The organism is Microbacterium oxydans (assembly GCF_900095745.1).
Taxonomy (GTDB): Bacteria; Actinomycetota; Actinomycetes; order Actinomycetales; family Microbacteriaceae; genus Microbacterium; species Microbacterium oxydans_B.
The window spans coordinates 99,583-116,475 of the sequence record NZ_FMIR01000017.1 but is presented as its reverse complement, the minus strand read 5'-3'; the positions used below and the strand labels follow the sequence as shown (position 1 = coordinate 116,475).

Here is a 16,893-nt window from a genome sequence, read left to right as displayed (position 1 = left end):
TGGATGGCAGAGTGAAGCGTGGATCGACCGAACGCTCCCTGGAGGCACCCATGCACGGATACTCACTGCGACCATACGACCCCCAGTCCGAGGCGGAGATGGCGGAGCGTCTTCGTGACCCCGAGGCCTGGCAGCCGAACAACTGGTTCGGCTTCGGATACACCCAGGTGCCGCCGTTCGGGCCGCAGAGCCCGGGGCTGGGGATGATCACGCCGGACGGCGGTCGGATGCGTCTGGTGCATGATCGCGCGACGATCGGCCAGGTGAGTTGGTTTCCCGGGTACGACTACGGTGGCTCTCCTCGTCATCGGGGCTGGGGGATCGGTCTCCTCGTGCTTCCGGAGCACCGCCGCACGCGCGCGGCGTCTAGTGGTCTGGTGCTGCTCATCGACTACCTGTTCTCGACGACCGCCACCCACCGGATCGAGGCGGCGACGGCGGCGACGGCAGCACCGAAGAACCCCTCGGCCCGTCCCGGCGGTATGTCGCGGGAGGGAATCGCGAGAAGCGCGCAGTGGCGCGACGGGCGCTGGAACGACGTGGTGATCTACGCCATCCTCCGCGAGGAGTGGGAGGCCGGCCGCGCCACGCAGACGAAGCGGGACGAGACCGCCGAGGGCAGCGCGCTTCGTTGACTCTCGGCGGGTGCCTGCGTACCGTGGCAGGGAAGTGCGGCGCAGTTGCCGCACAGTCAGTCGAAACGAAGGAGAGACGAAATGACGAGTATCGCTGATCTCAGGATCGCTGTTCGCGAAGCGTCGGACTCCGCAGCCTCGAACGACATCTCGTCGGGGCGGGAGACGATCGACCAGGCCATCTTCCGCAGTTTGGTCGGCCGTGACACCGAGGCGATCGACACGACCGTGTCCGCCACCGAGACCAACAACCCCCAGATGTGCACGACGATCATGGGGCCCACCTGCCAGAACAACACGGTGTGCAATTGCGCCGTCGGTCCGACATTCGCAGCGGAACCCGCTGCCCCGGTGACGTTCGGCTGGCGCGCCTAGCACCGGATGCCAGGCCCAACCCCCGCGGCGTGGGTCGAGGACATCGGGGACTCGGAACGCCATAACTGGCCCGTCCTGCTGATCTGGTCGCAGGTGAGCGACCTGTGCGAGGAGCTGTCCGAGCTCGAGCGCACATGTGACGTCCTTGCGGAGGGCGCATTGGTGGGCGCGTTCGCGAGCTCGTTCGTTTCGCAGGCGACGACGCTTCTCTCGCTTGCTGCGCAGGATGAGTACGAGCGGGTGAGTGGACGTTCCATCCCTGACGACGGCCGTGAGATGTGGAACGAGTTCGACGAGTCCGGGCACCGCTGGGCGGAGTTGATGGATCTCGGCGATCTCGTTCCGAGAGCGGAGCGGCTCGGAACCGTCTTCCGCCGCGCTGCGCGCCTGTTCGTCGACGATCTCCGTGCCGAACTCGCGTCGGGAACCTGGGCAGCGGAGTTGCTCGCCTCTGTGAGCCACCTGAAGGTCCTCGGAGACGTGCATCCGCGCGGAGCGGTCCTCGGCATCTATGCCGAGGGACGCCCGGTGCTGGTGTACAAGCCGCGCTCGCTCGCACCGGATGTGCTCATCGACGAGATCCTCGGCATCCTGGAGCTGCCCGATCCGCCGAGGATCCCGCGGACTCTCGATCGCGGGACGCACGGCTGGCAGGAGTACATCGTCTTCGAGAACGTGGAGACAGACCGGGAGCGTGCCGTCTACTACCGACGATTCGGTGCACTGATCGCGGTCGCGAGCGCCCTCGGCATGCAGGACCTCCACTACGAGAACGTGAAGTGCGCGCGGGGTGCGCCGTACGTCATCGACGCGGAGTGCGCGTTCGGTTCCGGGCTGTCCTCCTCGTCGCCGGCCGACGACGGGTACTTCGCCCGAAACGCCCCCAGCCTCCTCACGACGCTCCTCGTCCCCAACTGGGGCAAACGCTTCGAGGATGCCGATCCGTACGACGCGAGTGCCCTCGGTGCGTTCGCCGACCCTGCGCGGCAGGCGCAGGTGCGGAGGATCACGCGCCGAGACGGAGTGCTGCGCACATCGTACGAGCGGCTGCTCGAGCCTCAGGTGTTCGGGAGTCAGCCCCACATCGGCTCGACCCGCGCCCCGTTCGCCGATCATGTCGCCGATCTCGAGGAGGGCTTCGGCGACGCGTCGGCCCGCCTGAGCGATCCGGACGTGCAGGAGCGCATCATCACCGCCGTCGCACGCCGGGACGAACTGAGGTGCCGGATCCTCACGCGCTCCACGGCGTCGTTCGTCAGTCTGCTCCAGGTGAAGGCGCCGCACGGCGAGCGGACGGCCGGGGCCTCGCCTTCGAGCGCAGAGGTCGCGTGGATCCTGCAGGAAGAGGCGCGGCAGCTCGATGACGGCTGCGTGCCCGTGTTCGAAGTCGATGTCGGGCGAGGTCGCCTCGAGTCGGGCACGGGGAACGCCCTGGAGACCGGACGCGACGTACTCGGCCTGTGGACCGAGCGCTTCCTCGCCCTCACGGACCGGGGCGCGGTGCCCGGTCAGGCCCACCTGCTGCGACGGAGTCTCGAGCTGGGCCTCGAGGATCCGGATTGGACGGTGGCCTCGACACCCCGGACCGTGCCACAGGACGTGCGACGGATGCCGAGCCCGGTTCCGATGATCGAGCAGATCGTCGACCGGCTCCGTGCGACCGCGCAGCGGACGGGCGATCATGTGTGGTGGGTCTCGTCGATTCAGCACTCTCCGAGTCGCCACGAGATCTTCGTGACGCGGAACGGCGTCTACGACGGACTGGCGGGGATCGTCCTCGCCGCCGGTGCTGCGGGCCTGGAGAGTCACCGGGCCGATGATCTCTATCGTCTGACGAGCGCCTCGCTGCTGCGCGCGCTGGAGAGATTCGTCGAGAGCCGGGCACGATCGACGGATGAAGTGCTCTCGCTCGGACTGGGCGAGGGCCCACTCGGCGCGGCGCTCGCGTTGGGGGAGGCCGCCCGGCTGCGCGATGACGCGGAGACGCTCGATCGGCTGGGCGTCGTGTGTGCGGCACTGGACGGCCTGTCTCCGAGCGTGGCTTCCCCCGATCATCTCAACGGCGCCGCCGGTGTGGTGCTCGCTGCAGAGCGTCTCGGGAGGATTCGCGGCGCAGCTCCGTTGTCGCGACTCGGCTCGGCGGCTCGCGACCGGCTGGTCGAGATCGTCGCCGCGACGCTGAGGAAGGGGCGTGCCGAGCCGGGCCTCGCCCACGGGTTGTCCGGGATCGTGCTCGCTCTTGCCGCTGAGGGCGACGATCCCGACGTGCGTGGCTTCGTGAGCGAGTGCTTCGACCTCGAGCAGGCGCTCCTCACCAAGGCGGAAGCTGCCGGGGACAGGGAGCAGGCGCAGAAGGCGCTCTCCGGTTCCTGGTGCTGGGGAGCGACCGGCCAGATCGAGTCACGGTTGCAGGTGGGGCATGAGTCGGGCATCGATGAACTGCGCGAGAGGATGGTGAGTTCTCCTCTCACGGGGACGTCTCTTTGTCACGGCAGCCTCGGCCGTGCGATCGTTCAGCAGTCAGTGCCGTACATCGACCGGTGGGGACGCCGTGATGCCGATCGAACGCGTCGTGAGGCGCTCGAGATGCTCATCCGCGATCCGCTCGGTGAGGTCGCCGAACCGCCTTACGCGAGCAGGGTCGGGCTGTTCACCGGGCTGTCCGGCAAGCTTCTCTATCTCGCGGCGCACCGCGACCGAGCCAGTGTGCGGCTGGCCTCCCTGTCCTACGAGCTCGGCTGACCGCTCAGGCGAAAGCGTGCGACACGAGGCGCTCGAGCGTGCGGATGCCGTCGCGCGAGAGGATCGACTCGAGATGTCCCTGTACGGATGCGAAGTGGGCACCGCGCAGAGCGAACACGTCGCCGGAGGCGGCGTCGGCCGAGACCTCCGCCGGCCCGACCGTCGTCGTCTCGGGGAGGACGCGTGCGGTGAACGTGTTGTAGAAGCCGATCGAGGCATTCTCCTCGAACACCGGGACGGACTTCTGCAGACCCTGATGCGGGGCGTCGAGCGGGGTCAGCGCCACACCGAGTCGGTCGGCGAGGATCTGGTGGCTGAGGCACACCGCCAGCAACGGGGCTCCTGAATCGAGGCGACGGGCGACCACGTCGCGCATCCTGGCGATCCGGCGGTTCTGCAGATCCCGGGGATCCCCGGGGCCCGGGCCCGCGACGACGAGGTCGGCGGCATCGAGGTCGGCATCCTGCACCTCGCTCCATCCGGCGATGGTCACGGTGAGACCGAGGTGACGGAGCTGATGGGCGAGCATGGTCGTGAACCGGTCTTCCGCGTCCACGACCAGTGCGGTGCGTCCGACGAACGGGCCGGTGAACTCCTCGCCCTGCGGGTTCAGCCAGAATTCGGCGAGGCGCGCATTGCGTGAAGAGAGCAGCGCGGCGACCTGGGGATCATCGGCGAGAGCACGCTCCTCGGCCGGTGCATCGGCATCGCTGCGCGCCTCGGCCACGCGATCCCGGTCGATGGCACCGATCGCACCCAGCACCCCTGCGGCCTTTCCATGGGTCTCGGAGACCTCTCCCTGCGGATCGGAGTGACGAACCAGGGTGGCACCGACGGGCACACTGAGCGCGCCGTCCTGCAGGTACACGGTGCGGATCAGGATCGGCGCATCGAGGTCGTGTCCGCCGTCCGCGTTCGGGGTGAACAGTGCGGCGACGCCCGAGTAGTATCCGCGAGCCTTCCGTTCGTGACGTCGGATCACGGCGCAGGCGTTCTGCATCGGGGACCCGGTCACGGTCGGTGCGAACATCGTCTCGCGCAGGATGTCGCGCGGGTCCAGGGTGCTGCGTCCGCGCAGCATGTACTCGGTGTGCGTGAGTCGCGACATCTCCTTCAGGTGCGGACCGGTGATCCGTCCACCGTCGGAGCACACGGCACTCATCATCTTCAGCTCTTCATCCACGACCATGAACAGCTCCTCGGTCTCCTTGGTGGAGGCGAGGAAGTCGATCAGGGTCTCTTTGGTGGCCCCGCCTGCGGGGTGACGGAACGTCCCGGAGATCGGATTCATCGTGACGACGCCCTCGCGGGCGACGACATGCGCCTCGGGGCTCGCGCCGACGGCGATGTGGCCGGGGGTGAAGACGGCGAACGTCCAGTACGCGCCGCGTTCGTGCGTGAGCAGGGCGCGGAACCAGGTCAGCGCCGCCGTCCGGTCGTCCATGTCGATGTCCGCGGTGAAGTCGCGCCGGATGACGAAGTTCGCGCCCTCGCCGCGACCGATCTCCTCCGCGATGACCTTCTCGACGATCGCCGCATACTCCGCATCCGCGATGTCGAACCCGTCGTCGTGCAGGGGGACGGGATCCGACGGGAGCGCCGCGACCAGCTCCGAGGTCGGCAGGTGGAGATGCTCGTCGACGATGATGCATCGCAGCGGAGCGCCGTCGTCCTGGGCGACGAATCCGCGTTCGCGCACCTGACGATAGGGGACCATCGCGAAGATCTCGCGGGGGGCGCCGTCGATCGTGAGCGGGATGTCGGCGAGAAGCTCGACATCCACCACATCGCCGCTGAGCAGTTCGACGGTGTCGGCGCCGTCGCGGGCGATCAGGACGAAGGATGCCGCCGGGTCGGCGTTGAGCTCGGCGAGTCGTGAGAGGGTCATCGATGTCTCCTGTGCAAGGCTCCGGCTCGGCGCAACGAAAAAACCGCCCGGGAGGCGGTCTGGATTCGTGGGAACGCGAACACACCGCCTAGAAGGCGGGCCACCAGGTGAAGTTCGCGAGCATGGGGCCGAAACTACCACATCGCCGGTGCCGGCTTCGGCGCGATGACGTCACCAGATGCTTCCGCCGGGCTCCCCGACCTCAGCGTCGAGGGCATGGTCCACGACCAGGCGCACCGCACGTGCCAACTCCTCATCGGCAAGATGCGGGGCACCCGCCGGGGCGGTGCCTGTCGACCACGGAAGATGGACGAATCCTGTCACCGTGCCGTCCGGGACGGCCCCCAGCGCGGTATAGAGCACGTGATTGCACACGTAGGAACCCGCCGACAGCGAGAGCTGTGCCGGCAGCCCGTGTGTGGTCAGGACCCGGACCAGGTGCTTGACCGGAAGCGTCGCGAAGCGGGCGGCGGGACCATCGGGTTCGCAGGGCGCATCGAGGGGCTGGGCGCCGTCGTTGTCGGGGATGCGCGCGTCCATCAGGTTCACGCCGATGCGCTCCACCGCGATCTGTGGACGTCCGCCGGCGAGCCCGGTAGCGATGACGGCGTCGGGGGAGTGCCGGTCGATCAGCGCGCGGAGGCGTCGCGCGGAGGATTCGAATGCGACCGGCAGTGTCGCGACGATGAGCTCGTGCGGACCGTCGTAGTCGGCGGCGACGGTGTTCACGGCATCGGCCGAGGGGTTGCGCGCCGCGCCGTCGAAGGGCTCGAAGCCCGTGAGAAGAACGACCGCCATCCCTCCAGCGTAGGTGCGTCCGTCCAGCCCTCTTGCATCCTGGCGGCGTAGGCTTGGGGGGTGCCAGCAGTGAACCTCGGAATGCCGAAGATCCCCGAAGTCCTCGCCCCGCGCCGGAAATCTCGGCAGATCAAAGTGGGCAAGGTGCTCGTGGGCGGCAACGCTCCCGTCAGCGTGCAGTCGATGACGACCACGAAGACGACCGACATCAACGGGACGCTGCAGCAGATCGCCGAGCTCACGGCGTCCGGCTGCGAGATCGTGCGTGTCGCCGTGCCGCACCAGGACGACGCGGACGCCCTGAAGATCATCGCGATGAAGAGCCAGATCCCGGTGATCGCCGACATCCACTTCCAGCCGCGCTACATCTACACCGCGATCGACGCCGGGTGCGGCGCCGTTCGTGTCAACCCGGGGAACATCCGCGAGTTCGATGGCAACGTCGGCAAGATCGCCGAAGCTGCGAAGGCGGCCGGCGTCTCGCTGCGCATCGGTGTGAACGCCGGATCGCTGGATCGTCGGATCCTCGCCAAGCACGGCAAGGCGACCGCCGAGGCGCTCGTGGAGAGCGCCGTCTGGGAGGCGTCGCTGTTCGAGGAGCACGACTTCCACGACTTCAAGATCTCGGTCAAGCACAACGACCCGATCGTGATGGTGAAGGCCTACCGTCAGCTCGCCGAGCGGGGCGACTGGCCTCTGCATCTCGGCGTGACCGAGGCGGGCCCCGCCTTCCAGGGCACGATCAAGAGCGCGACGGCGTTCGGCATCCTGCTCGGCGAGGGCATCGGTGACACCATCCGCGTGTCCCTCTCTGCTCCGCCGGCCGAAGAGGTCAAGGTCGGGCACCAGATCCTGCAGTCGCTCAACCTGCGAGAGCGCAAGCTCGAGATCGTGTCGTGCCCGTCATGCGGTCGCGCCCAGGTCGACGTGTACACGCTCGCGGAAGACGTCACCGAGGGGCTCAAGGACATGACCGTGCCGCTGCGCGTCGCCGTCATGGGATGCGTCGTCAACGGTCCCGGAGAAGCTCGCGAGGCCGACCTCGGCGTGGCGTCCGGCAACGGCAAGGGGCAGATCTTCGTCAAGGGCGAGGTCATCAAGACCGTGCCGGAAGCGGAGATCGTCGCGACCCTGATCGAAGAGGCGAACCGGATCGCCGCCGAGATGGGCCCGGAAGCACCCCTCGGCACCGCTCAGGTCGTCGCGGTCTGACCGCGGAGGAAAGCCATGTCGACGCCTACCATCGTGTCCTTCGCCGGCGGCGCCATCGCCGGGGACGGTACGGTCACCCGGGTCGAGAGCGGCACTGACGGGACGGTCGTCGTCGTCGTCGACGCGACGCCGTTCCATCCGGTCGACCACACCTGGCCCGACCAGCCGGGTGATACCGGCACCCTCTCCTCAGACGACGTGACGATACCGGTCACCGAGGCGCTGATGGCTGCGGTCTCCGACGAGGGCGAGTTCGCCGTCGGAGGCGACATCCCCGTCAAGCGCGGTGCTGAGGGGTGGACCTGGCTCGTGGCGCACCGGATCGACGGCGCGGCTCCCGCGTGGCTGACCGACGGCTCGCGCGTGCGGCTGACCGTCGACGCCGCGCGACGCGCAGGCCTCAGCCGCGGTCACACAGCCTGCCACCTCGCCTCTCTTGCCCTGGATCTCGCTGTCGCCGACCTGTGGCGAAAGGATCCGGGTGAGGACGCGCTCGGGAATCCCGACTTCGAGGGGCGCGCCAATCAGTCCAGTCGTATCCACGAGGACGGGGCGGTGGATGAGTACCGTCTCGGCAAGAGCCTTCGCCGTGGGGGCTTCGACACCGAGACCTTTGCCGCGACCCTCGCCGATCGCGAGCAGCGGATCAACGCGCAGCTCGCCGCGTGGATCGCCGCAGGGGCCACCAGTCGGGTCGAGACGGAGGGGCCGACGATCGTCGATCGGCGTCGATGGCACTGCGCGCTCCCGGAAGGTGAGGCCGTGATCCTGTGCGGCGGCACCCATGTGCGGGCGCTGTCCGAGTTCTCCTCGATCTCGGTGTCGCTCGATCTGACCGACCCCCAGCTGCTCGTGATGACGACGACGGCGACGGCCGCCGTCTGACATCAGCGCACGAACTCGGTCGGCACCCGAACGCGGGCGCGCGGCTGTGGCGGTGACGGGTTCAGAGAGCGAACTCCACCTCTCCGGCGGCGATGTCCGCACGAACGGTGCGAAGCCGCACGACCTCGCCCGGCTTCGCACCGGGGGGAACCGGCGCTGTCGCCGTGACAGCCGGCTCAGCGATCTGGATCGACGCCCGCTCACCCCGAAGCTCGATCACGGTCGCATCGATCGTCGTCCCGACGAGCGGGGTGAGCAGTGCAGCCTCGACGGTGTTGATCGTGGCCGCGTTCAACCGAGACGCCCGCTGGCCGGATTCCTGCATGAGGGTGGGGAGCTCGTCGAGCGATCCTCGCACCCACTCCGGCACCGGTTCGCCGTTCGAAACGGCGAGGCAGATCGTGAGCGTCCAACGGTCGACGAGTCGGCGCAGAGGAGCGGTCGCGTGTGCATACGGGGCCGCAATCGCCGCCTGCACGGCATCCTTCGGAGGCGCTCCGTCGAACACGCGATAGCCGGCACCCCGGAACAGCGATGCCGCCGCCTCGAGCACCGGGAGGGTGATCGGGTCGCGGCGATCGAGTTCGCGAAGGTACTCGCCGTACGTGCCCGTCGTCCACGGGCGCCCGAGGGCCTCGGTCTGGTGGCGGAAGGTTTCGAAGGCCTCGGCATCCGGTTCCGGCATCGTGCGAAGGATCCCGATGCCGGCGTCGAGCATGAGTGATGCCGCCGCCATCCCCGTCATGAGCGAGAGCTGTGCGTTCCACTCCTCGACGGGGAGGGGGCTGCGGCGTTCGATGGCATACGTGCCATCCGGGGCGCGCACGACCTCTTCGTCTGGCAGGTTGAGGCTCGCCCCGCCCCGCAGTCGCTCCTGCTCGATGCGGAGGGCGCCGATCTCGGGCAGCAGCGACGCCGGTCCGTCTTCGCCCCGCTCGAGCGACTGCTGCGTTCCCACGTAGTCGAGTTGCGCGCGGGAGCGGATCAGTGCCCGCTCGAGCCGGAAATCCGTCACCGCGCCCGTGGGGTCGAGCAAGAACGTCCATACCAATGCGGGGCGATCGAGCCCGGCGAGGAGCGACGCGCGGTCCTCGCTCAGCACGGGCGGATGCAGGGGGATCCTGCCGTCCGCCGCGTACAGTGTCTGCCCACGACGACGAGCTTCGGCGTCCACTGCTCCGCCGGGGACGACGAACGCCGGAACGTCCGCGATCGCGTATCGAACGGTGTAACCGGATGCGGTGCGCTCCAGCTGGAACGCCTGATCGAGATCCCTCGAGCCCGCCGGATCCAGAGTCGCGAACGAGAGGTCCCGCAGATCCAGCGACGGCAGGGGCGGCGTGGCCCACTCCGCTTCCGCGAGCACGGCGGGTGGGAATCCGACCGGCGCGTCGGCGGCTTCCCGCAGTCCGGCGAGGGCCGCGGCGAGCTCGGTCTGAGCGGCGGACGGAGAGACATGCGATCGGCGCTGCGGCATGGGTCCACACTAGGCGGCGCGACGGCGATCACCCCGGGCGCTACGGCGTTCCAGATGGTAAAATTTTACTAGAGGGGATCCAGGAATCCTCGATGAAGGAGAAGCTCATGAAGGCACTTGTTTTCCACGGTCCCGGTCGGAAGGCGTGGGAGGAGGTGCCGGATCCGACGATCCTGGTCGCGACCGACGCGATCGTCCGGATCGAGAGCACGACGATCTGCGGCACGGATCTCCACATCCTGAAAGGAGACGTCCCCGCCGTCGCGGACGGACGGATCCTGGGGCATGAGGGAGTCGGCGTCATCACCGAGGTCGGCGAGGCCGTGACCGGACTCGCGGTCGGGGACCGGGTGATCATCTCGTGCATCAGTGCGTGCGGCAAGTGCGACTTCTGTGTCGATGGTCTGCAATCGCATTGCCTCGCGGCCGAGGGCACATCGGGTATCGGGTGGATCCTCGGGCACTTGATCGACGGGACCCAGGCCGAGTTGGTGAGGGTCCCGTTCGCGGAGACCTCCCTGCACAGGTTGCCCGAAGGGCTCGCACCCGAGACGGCGGTGCTCCTCAGCGACATCCTGCCCACCGGGCATGAGATCGGCGTGCAATACGGAGGGGTGGAAGCGGGCGACGTCGTCGCCGTCGTCGGCGCCGGGCCGGTCGGCCTCGCCGCTGTCATGACGGCTCAGCTCTACGGGCCGAGCAAAGTCATCGCGATCGATCTCGACGCCAATCGCGCAGAACTCGCGCTGCAGTTCGGTGCCACGCACGCCGTGGTCTCCTCGGACAGCGACTGGCGCGAACAGGTGATGGCGCTCACCGACGGACTCGGCGTCGACGTCGCGATCGAGGCGGTGGGAATTCCGCGGACGTGGGAGATGGTGGTGGAGATGGTCCGGCCGGGCGGTCATGTGGCGAACGTGGGCGTTCACGGTGCACCGGTGGAGTTCCCACTCGACCGGCTGTGGATTCAGAACCTCACGATCACGACGGGTCTCGTCAACGCGAACACCGCGCGGATGCTGACCGCACTCGTCGCGGAGCAGCGTATCGATCCGAGCGGCTTCGTCAGCCATCTGTTCGCGCTCGACGACATCGAGAGCGCATACGACACGTTCAGTCGTGCGGCGGAGACCAAGGCGCTCAAGGTGGTGCTCAACGCCTGATGCGTCGAACTCGGCCCGACCGTCCGTGTCCCGCGTTAGCGTGTAATCATGACGACTGCATCCAAGGCCCAGACCCTTGTCGGACTCTATGACGCTCCGGAGATCCTCCGGGTCGTGAACGTGTGGGATGTCGTGTCCGCGCGGGCGGTCGCCGCCCTCCCGGAGACGAAGGCGCTCGCCACCGCGGGGCACGGCATCGCCGCGTCCTTCGGCTACGACGACGGCGCGACCCCGCGCGAGATCATGATCGACATGGTGGGGCGGATCGCCGCTGCCGTGCAGGTGCCGGTCACGGCCGACCTCGACGACGGCTACGGCGACGCGGGCGAGACCACGCGTCTCGCCATCGGGGTCGGTGTCGTGGGTGCCAACGTCGAAGACCGCCTCAAGCCGTTGGACGAATCCGTCGCCGCCGTCGCGGCGATCGTCAAGGCGGCAGAGGCCGAAGGGGTTCCGTTCGCGCTCAACGCCCGCACCGACGCCTTCGTCCGCGCCGGCGCACGCCCGGTGCCGGAGAGCATCGCCGACGCGATCCAGCGTGGGCGGGCCTACCTCGACGCTGGGGCGACCGCCGTGTTCGTCCCCGGCATCCTCGACATGAACGTCACCCGTCAGCTCGTCGAGGGCATCGGAGAGCGCAAGGTCAGCGTGATCGGGATCCCCGGCGCTCTCGCCGCGTCGGAGTACGAGAAGCTCGGCGTCGCCCGGATCTCCTACGGTCCGCTTCCGCAGCGGGTCGCGCTCACCGCGCTGCAGGAGCTCGCGGCCGACCTGTACGCCGGTGGCGTCGTGCCGGCGAACCTCCCCGCGCTCAACTGACGGCGTCGAAGACGAGTGGCCACGGCTCAGTAGACTTGCTCCGTGGTCACTCGTCTTTCGAACTTCTTCCTCCGCACGCTCCGCGAAGACCCTGCAGGCGCAGAGGTCGCCAGCCACCGGCTGCTGATCCGGGCCGGATACATCCGCCCGCAGGCCGCCGGCATCTTCGCATGGCTGCCACTGGGGCTTCGCGTGAAGTCGAAGATCGAGACCATCGTGCGTGAGGAGATGGCGGCAGCGGGTGCGCAGGAGGTCCACTTTCCGGCGCTCATGCCGCGAGAGGCCTATGAGGCCAGCGGTCGCTGGGACGAGTACGGCGATCTGCTCTTCCGCCTGCAGGATCGCAAGGGCGGCGACTACCTCCTCGCGCCGACGCATGAAGAGGCGTTCACGCTGTTGGTGAAGGACCTGTACTCGTCGTACAAGGATCTGCCGCTCACGATCTACCAGATCCAGGACAAGTACCGCGACGAGGCTCGTCCTCGCGCCGGCCTGCTCCGTGGCCGTGAGTTCACGATGAAGGACGCCTACTCGTTCGATTCGTCGGATGAAGGCCTCGACGTGAGCTACCAGGCGCAGCGCGATGCCTACGAGCGCATCTTCCAGCGGCTCGGCCTCGAGTACGTCATCGTGCAGGCGGATGCCGGTGCGATGGGCGGGTCCCGCAGCGAGGAGTTCCTGCACCCGACCCCTGTCGGCGAAGACACCTTCGTGCGCAGCGCGGGCGGATACGCAGCGAACGTCGAGGCGTTCACCACCGCGGTTCCCGATGCGATCCCGTTCGACGAGAATGCCGCGCCGGTGATCTTCGATTCGCCGGACACTCCCACGATCGAGACGCTGGTCGCGCACAGCAACCGCGAGCTCGAGGGGGAGTACACGGCGGCCGACACGCTGAAGAACGTGGTGCTCGCCCTGACCCACCTGGACGGCACCCGCGAGCTCGTCATCGTCGGCGTCCCCGGTGACCGCGAGGTCGACGAGAAGCGCGCCGAGGTGGCGTTCGCGCCCGCCGAGGTCGAGACGGCCACGGCGGACGATTTCGAGAACAATCCACTGCTGGTCAAGGGGTACATCGGCCCCTGGTCGCCGACCGGCGCGGTACTCGGCGAGGAGTCGGCCACCGGCATCCGTTATCTGGTCGACCCGCGCGTCAGCGAGGGCACGAGCTGGATCACCGGCGCGAACATCGATCAGAAGCACGCGCACTCGGTGGTCGCCGGTCGCGACTTCGCCGCCGACGGGATCGTGGAGATCGCGAACGTGCGTGCGGGCGATCCCGCCCCCGACGGCTCCGGCCCGGTCGAGCTCGCCCGGGGCATGGAGATCGGTCACGTCTTCCAGCTCGGCCGCAAGTACGCCGAGGCCCTGGGACTCAAGGTCTTGAACGAGAACGGCAAGCTCGTCACCGTCACGATGGGCTCGTACGGCATCGGCGTGACCCGCATCCTCGCGATCATCGCCGAGCTGAACAACGACGAGAAGGGCCTGATCTGGCCCGCTTCCGTCGCGCCGTTCGACGTGCAGGTCGTCGCCGCCGGCCGGGACCAGGTCGCGTTCGAGGTGGCAGAGGGACTCTCCACACAGCTCGAGGCCGCTGGTCTCGACGTGCTCTACGACGACCGCCCGAAGGTCTCGCCCGGCGTGAAGTTCGGTGACGCCGAACTCGTCGGCGTGCCGAAGATCGTCATCGTCGGACGCGGGGCGGCCGACGGTCAGGTCGAGCTGTGGGATCGCCGCACCGGCGACCGCGACACGGTCTCGGTGGAAGATGTCGTGGGGCGTCTCTCCGCTTCCTGAGAGTCCTCGCTCCCTGAGAGTCCACGGCCGCGTCGTCAGCAGACGATGTGGCCGTGGTTCATTATGTCGTCGTCCGGAGTGTCGCGGGTGACGAGCGACTTCAGGGCGCCGGCTGCCATTGCGAGCTTGCCCTTCGCCGGCTCCCAGAACTCCGTCACCTTCGGGGTGACCCGGAGGAGAGCGATGCCCGGCGTGTCCAGGCCATCCGCGAACCAGATCTCCAGCGAGCTCGAGTACAGCTCCTCCATCTTCGCGCGGTCGTGCACGATCTCGGCCGTGCCTGCCACGGACACGTAGCGCATGCCCTTGGCGTCGCAATAGGCGAGGCCCACGTCGTGGTGCCGTCGGGCCTCCTCGACCTTCTCCGTGTCCTCGGCGGTGAAGAACCAGATGTCGCCGGCGTCGTCCATCTGCCGGGTCGACATCGGTCGGCTGACGAGGTTGCCGTCGTCGTCCACCGTCGTCAGCATCGTGAAGTCGATGTCCTCCACGAGTTCGGCGACGCGGGCGAGGGCTTCGGGTCCTGTGATCTCTGTCATGTCATCAGAGTGCCGTGCGGGGCGGCGGAGGACACGGGCATTGACAGCGCGGCCGGGCAGTGCTCGCCACCGCACTGTCGGACGTCGACGCGATGCCCGGCGTTGCGGGCCGCGCTCTCGGCGCCGCGTGCCACGCTGGTGTCATGATCGACGAACCACTGCCCGAATCCCTCAGCGCCGAGATCAACGCCGTCCTCGACGAGGCCGGGGTGCACGCCGACCGACGGCTGGTGATGCGGATGCTGCGCACGGCGATCCTGCTCGGCGAGGACGGCGCCGACCGCCTCGATCTGAAGATCGCCTCGGCGGCTCTGGCCGAGATGCGCGACGCCTTCCGTCTGTTCGCCCCGTTCCGCGGAGTCCCCAAGGTGACGGTCTTCGGTTCGGCCCGCACCCGGCAGGACGATCCGCTGTACCTCACCGCGCGCGATGTCGCCGCAGCGCTGGCGGGCGATGGCTGGATGGTCGTCACGGGCGCCGGCCCCGGCATCATGCAGGCCGCCTCCGAGGGCGCGGGGCCGGCACTCTCGCTCGGAGTCTCGATCCGCCTGCCGTTCGAAGAGAAGGCGAACGGCCTCGTCACGGGGCAGGATCACGTGGTCGCGATGAAGTACTTCTTCACCCGCAAGCTGATGCTCATCAAGGAATCGGCCGGGTTCATCTGCCTGCCCGGTGGATTCGGCACCCTGGACGAGATGTTCGAGCTGCTCACCCTCCAGCAGACCGGCAAGGCCGAGCCGACGCCGATCGTGCTCCTGGATCAGCCGGGCGGGACGTTCTGGCAGGGCCTCCGCAGCTTCATCGACGACCACCTCGCCCCGACCGGAGTCATCTCGGAAGGAGACTTCGATCGTGTCGTGATCACCGATTCCGTGGATGCCGCTCGGGCGGAGATCACCGGTTTCTGGCACAACTACGACTCGCTGCGATGGGTCGGCGATGCGCTCGTGCTGCGGCTGCGTGCCGAGCCGACGGATGCCGAGATCGATGCACTGAACGAGCAGTTCGCCCCGATGCTCTCCTCCGGGCGGATCGAACGCACCGCACCCCGGCAGCCTGAGGTCGCCGACGACGACCTGCTGGAGCTACCGCGGCTGATACTCCACCTCGATCAGCGTCAGGTCGGCAATCTGTTCCGGCTGATCGGCGCGATCAACGCGCTTCCTTCTGCTCCCGCTCGATGATGCCGGCTGCGAAGTCGCCGAGGTCGATCGCCCGGCCGAGGATCCGTTCCGCGGCCCGCTGCCCCGAGTAGTAGGCCGCACCGACAGTGGCGGGCTCGTCTCCCCAGGTGGCCTCACCCGCGAAGTGCAGGACTCCGTCGACGGGGCCGGCCAGGTCATCATGATCGTGATGGGTCGACCCCTGCGCGAGGTACGAGTATGAGCCGTTCGAGAACTCGTCGTCGCCCCAGTGTGTGACCCAGTGTGCCCGGGGCTCGCCGACCGCGTCGCCGTAGAGGGCACGGAGCGCGCGCACGACGTCGGCGACCACCTCCTCTTCCGGAAGCTCCTGCATGCGCCTCCCGAACGGTCCGGCGGCGAAGGTCAGCAGGGTCGGCAGCCCGCTGACGGCGGACACGTCGTACCAGGAATGCCAGTGCTCGCCAGCTTCGCCGAGCGCGCGCAGCACGTAGCTGTCCTCGTTCCAGAACCGCTGGTCGAACTGGATGAACACCTTGTTGAAGACTCCCATCCCGAGACGTGAGAGAGGACCGGCCACGGCATCCGGCAGTGCCGGCTCGAACTCGATCGACCCTGCCTCGAGCACTCCCAACGGCACCGTCACGACGACCCGATCCGCGGTGAACGCCGTGTCGCCGGCGTGGACGATCACTCCTCCGGTCGAGCGGATGATCTTCGTCACTGTCGTCTCGAAGCGGATGTCGAGACCGGCGCCGATGCGTCGAGGCACCTCGTCGTATCCGCGCGGGAAGATCACCTCGTCGCCGTCTATCGCGTCCTCGTCGAGGCCGTGGGCGTCGAGGTCTCCGATCCAGGCTCCGCACTGCTCCTCGACCCGGTGGCGGAAGAATTCGCGGATGTCGTCGATGCGCTCCGGGGAGAGGCCGGAACGATCGAGCGCGCGCTCGGTCACATCCCGATAGGTGTCGTCGGGGGAGGAGGAGTCGATCTCGTCGAGGAGAAGTCGATCGACCGCGTCGACGTCGTCGATCCACTGGGCGGTGGCGTCGGCGCCCATGGCCCTTCCCTCTCCGTCGAAGTTCTCGATGGCTCGCCCGCCGACCTGGAAACTGCCCACCGTGTACTCGATCGTCGGAATCCGGAGCACCTGGACGAGATCCCACAACGGCGAACCATCGATCCCATGGATCCAGGAGGCGCCGCGATCCACGGGAAACCCCGCTTCCCGGTCGGTGTGCATACGCCCGCCGATGCGGTCGCGTCCTTCGAGGACCACGACCTGATGCCCGGCATCGGCGAGCATCCGGGCGGCTGTGACACCCGACATTCCCGCACCGATCACGATGGTGTCGAACGATCCCATCTGTCCTCCTCGACTTCCGGCGCGGAAAACTGTTGCCGTCGTGGCAGGGGCC

14 protein-coding genes are annotated in these 16,893 nt (G+C 68.2%); 9 read left to right on the top strand and 5 right to left on the bottom strand.

The genetic code is table 11. From position 1 onward, the window contains the following. The first annotated feature begins 50 nt into the window (after nt 1–50). From BQ2383_RS10895 to BQ2383_RS10885, 3 genes are all read left to right on the top strand, one after another. Complete coding sequence (locus BQ2383_RS10895) at nt 51–635, top strand: GNAT family N-acetyltransferase (RefSeq protein WP_140403340.1); 585 nt, start codon at nt 51–53, stop codon at nt 633–635. Nucleotides 636–716: 81 nt separating this feature from the next. Further along, on the top strand, nt 717–1,010 hold the full coding sequence (locus BQ2383_RS10890) for a hypothetical protein (RefSeq protein WP_091033672.1): 294 nt from the start codon (nt 717–719) through the stop codon (nt 1,008–1,010). A gap of 6 nt (nt 1,011–1,016) precedes the next feature. Continuing rightward, nucleotides 1,017–3,752, top strand: coding sequence for a DUF4135 domain-containing protein (locus tag BQ2383_RS10885; RefSeq protein ID WP_091033669.1), 2,736 nt, complete (start codon nt 1,017–1,019; stop codon nt 3,750–3,752). Between the two features lie 4 nt (nt 3,753–3,756). Here the strand turns inward: BQ2383_RS10885 and BQ2383_RS10880 are convergent, their stop codons facing one another. Then, entirely contained in the window at nt 3,757–5,640 is a 1,884-nt protein-coding gene (locus BQ2383_RS10880; protein WP_091033667.1) for a chorismate-binding protein, read from the bottom strand. A 171-nt stretch (nt 5,641–5,811) separates the two neighbouring features. After that, on the bottom strand, nt 5,812–6,438 hold the full coding sequence (locus BQ2383_RS10875; protein ID WP_091033665.1) for a pyroglutamyl-peptidase I: 627 nt from the start codon (nt 6,436–6,438) through the stop codon (nt 5,812–5,814). Nucleotides 6,439–6,498: 60 nt separating this feature from the next. Between BQ2383_RS10875 and ispG the strand changes: the two genes are divergently transcribed. Further along, nucleotides 6,499–7,650 carry a flavodoxin-dependent (E)-4-hydroxy-3-methylbut-2-enyl-diphosphate synthase gene (gene ispG / locus BQ2383_RS10870; RefSeq protein WP_208617658.1) on the top strand — a complete coding sequence of 384 codons (1,152 nt, stop codon included), beginning with the start codon at nt 6,499–6,501 and terminating at the stop codon, nt 7,648–7,650. 15 nt (nt 7,651–7,665) lie between these two features. Beyond that, nucleotides 7,666–8,535 carry a hypothetical protein gene (locus tag BQ2383_RS10865; protein WP_091033660.1) on the top strand — a complete coding sequence of 290 codons (870 nt, stop codon included), beginning with the start codon at nt 7,666–7,668 and terminating at the stop codon, nt 8,533–8,535. Between the two features lie 61 nt (nt 8,536–8,596). Here BQ2383_RS10865 and BQ2383_RS10860 read toward each other — a convergent pair whose 3' ends face one another. Beyond that, complete coding sequence (locus BQ2383_RS10860) at nt 8,597–10,012, bottom strand: RNB domain-containing ribonuclease (protein WP_091033658.1); 1,416 nt, start codon at nt 10,010–10,012, stop codon at nt 8,597–8,599. A 107-nt stretch (nt 10,013–10,119) separates the two neighbouring features. Between BQ2383_RS10860 and BQ2383_RS10855 the strand changes: the two genes are divergently transcribed. Genes BQ2383_RS10855 through BQ2383_RS10845 form a run of 3 tightly spaced genes read left to right on the top strand, consistent with a single transcriptional unit; the run spans nt 10,120 to nt 13,794 of the window. Then, a complete protein-coding gene (locus tag BQ2383_RS10855) occupies nt 10,120–11,175 on the top strand; it encodes a zinc-dependent alcohol dehydrogenase family protein (RefSeq protein WP_091034491.1) in 1,056 nt (351 codons plus the stop codon). Between the two features lie 48 nt (nt 11,176–11,223). Continuing rightward, nucleotides 11,224–11,994, top strand: coding sequence for an isocitrate lyase/PEP mutase family protein (locus BQ2383_RS10850; RefSeq protein ID WP_091033656.1), 771 nt, complete (start codon nt 11,224–11,226; stop codon nt 11,992–11,994). Between the two features lie 42 nt (nt 11,995–12,036). After that, on the top strand, nt 12,037–13,794 hold the full coding sequence (locus BQ2383_RS10845; RefSeq protein ID WP_091033654.1) for a proline--tRNA ligase: 1,758 nt from the start codon (nt 12,037–12,039) through the stop codon (nt 13,792–13,794). Between the two features lie 35 nt (nt 13,795–13,829). Here the strand turns inward: BQ2383_RS10845 and BQ2383_RS10840 are convergent, their stop codons facing one another. Continuing rightward, nucleotides 13,830–14,333, bottom strand: a complete 504-nt coding sequence (locus BQ2383_RS10840; protein WP_091033651.1) for a pyridoxamine 5'-phosphate oxidase family protein — start codon at nt 14,331–14,333, stop codon at nt 13,830–13,832. A gap of 143 nt (nt 14,334–14,476) precedes the next feature. On the opposite strand from BQ2383_RS10840, the gene BQ2383_RS10835 reads away from it, so the two are divergent. Beyond that, nucleotides 14,477–15,517 (top strand): TIGR00730 family Rossman fold protein, encoded by a 1,041-nt coding sequence (locus BQ2383_RS10835; RefSeq protein ID WP_091034489.1) that lies wholly within the window; start codon nt 14,477–14,479, stop codon nt 15,515–15,517. Here BQ2383_RS10835 and BQ2383_RS10830 read toward each other — a convergent pair. Next, on the bottom strand, nt 15,486–16,841 hold the full coding sequence (locus BQ2383_RS10830) for a flavin monoamine oxidase family protein (protein ID WP_091033648.1): 1,356 nt from the start codon (nt 16,839–16,841) through the stop codon (nt 15,486–15,488). The genes BQ2383_RS10835 and BQ2383_RS10830 overlap by 32 nt on opposite strands. Nucleotides 16,842–16,893 lie beyond the last annotated feature (52 nt).

Excerpts from the sequence above, each read along its gene's own strand:
- BQ2383_RS10850 (WP_091033656.1), top strand. The coding sequence starts at position 11,224 with ATGACGACTGCATCCAAGGCCCAGACCCTTGTCGGACTCTATGACGCT.
- BQ2383_RS10855 (WP_091034491.1), top strand. The coding sequence starts at position 10,120 with ATGAAGGCACTTGTTTTCCACGGTCCCGGTCGGAAGGCGTGGGAGGAG.
- BQ2383_RS10830 (WP_091033648.1), bottom strand. The coding sequence starts at position 16,841 with ATGGGATCGTTCGACACCATCGTGATCGGTGCGGGAATGTCGGGTGTC.
- BQ2383_RS10835 (WP_091034489.1), top strand. The coding sequence starts at position 14,477 with ATGATCGACGAACCACTGCCCGAATCCCTCAGCGCCGAGATCAACGCC.
- BQ2383_RS10865 (WP_091033660.1), top strand. The coding sequence starts at position 7,666 with ATGTCGACGCCTACCATCGTGTCCTTCGCCGGCGGCGCCATCGCCGGG.
- BQ2383_RS10885 (WP_091033669.1), top strand. The coding sequence starts at position 1,017 with ATGCCAGGCCCAACCCCCGCGGCGTGGGTCGAGGACATCGGGGACTCG.
- BQ2383_RS10840 (WP_091033651.1), bottom strand. The coding sequence starts at position 14,333 with ATGACAGAGATCACAGGACCCGAAGCCCTCGCCCGCGTCGCCGAACTC.
- BQ2383_RS10860 (WP_091033658.1), bottom strand. The coding sequence starts at position 10,012 with ATGCCGCAGCGCCGATCGCATGTCTCTCCGTCCGCCGCTCAGACCGAG.
- BQ2383_RS10880 (WP_091033667.1), bottom strand. The coding sequence starts at position 5,640 with ATGACCCTCTCACGACTCGCCGAGCTCAACGCCGACCCGGCGGCATCC.
- BQ2383_RS10875 (WP_091033665.1), bottom strand. The coding sequence starts at position 6,438 with ATGGCGGTCGTTCTTCTCACGGGCTTCGAGCCCTTCGACGGCGCGGCG.
- BQ2383_RS10895 (WP_140403340.1), top strand. The coding sequence starts at position 51 with ATGCACGGATACTCACTGCGACCATACGACCCCCAGTCCGAGGCGGAG.
- BQ2383_RS10890 (WP_091033672.1), top strand. The coding sequence starts at position 717 with ATGACGAGTATCGCTGATCTCAGGATCGCTGTTCGCGAAGCGTCGGAC.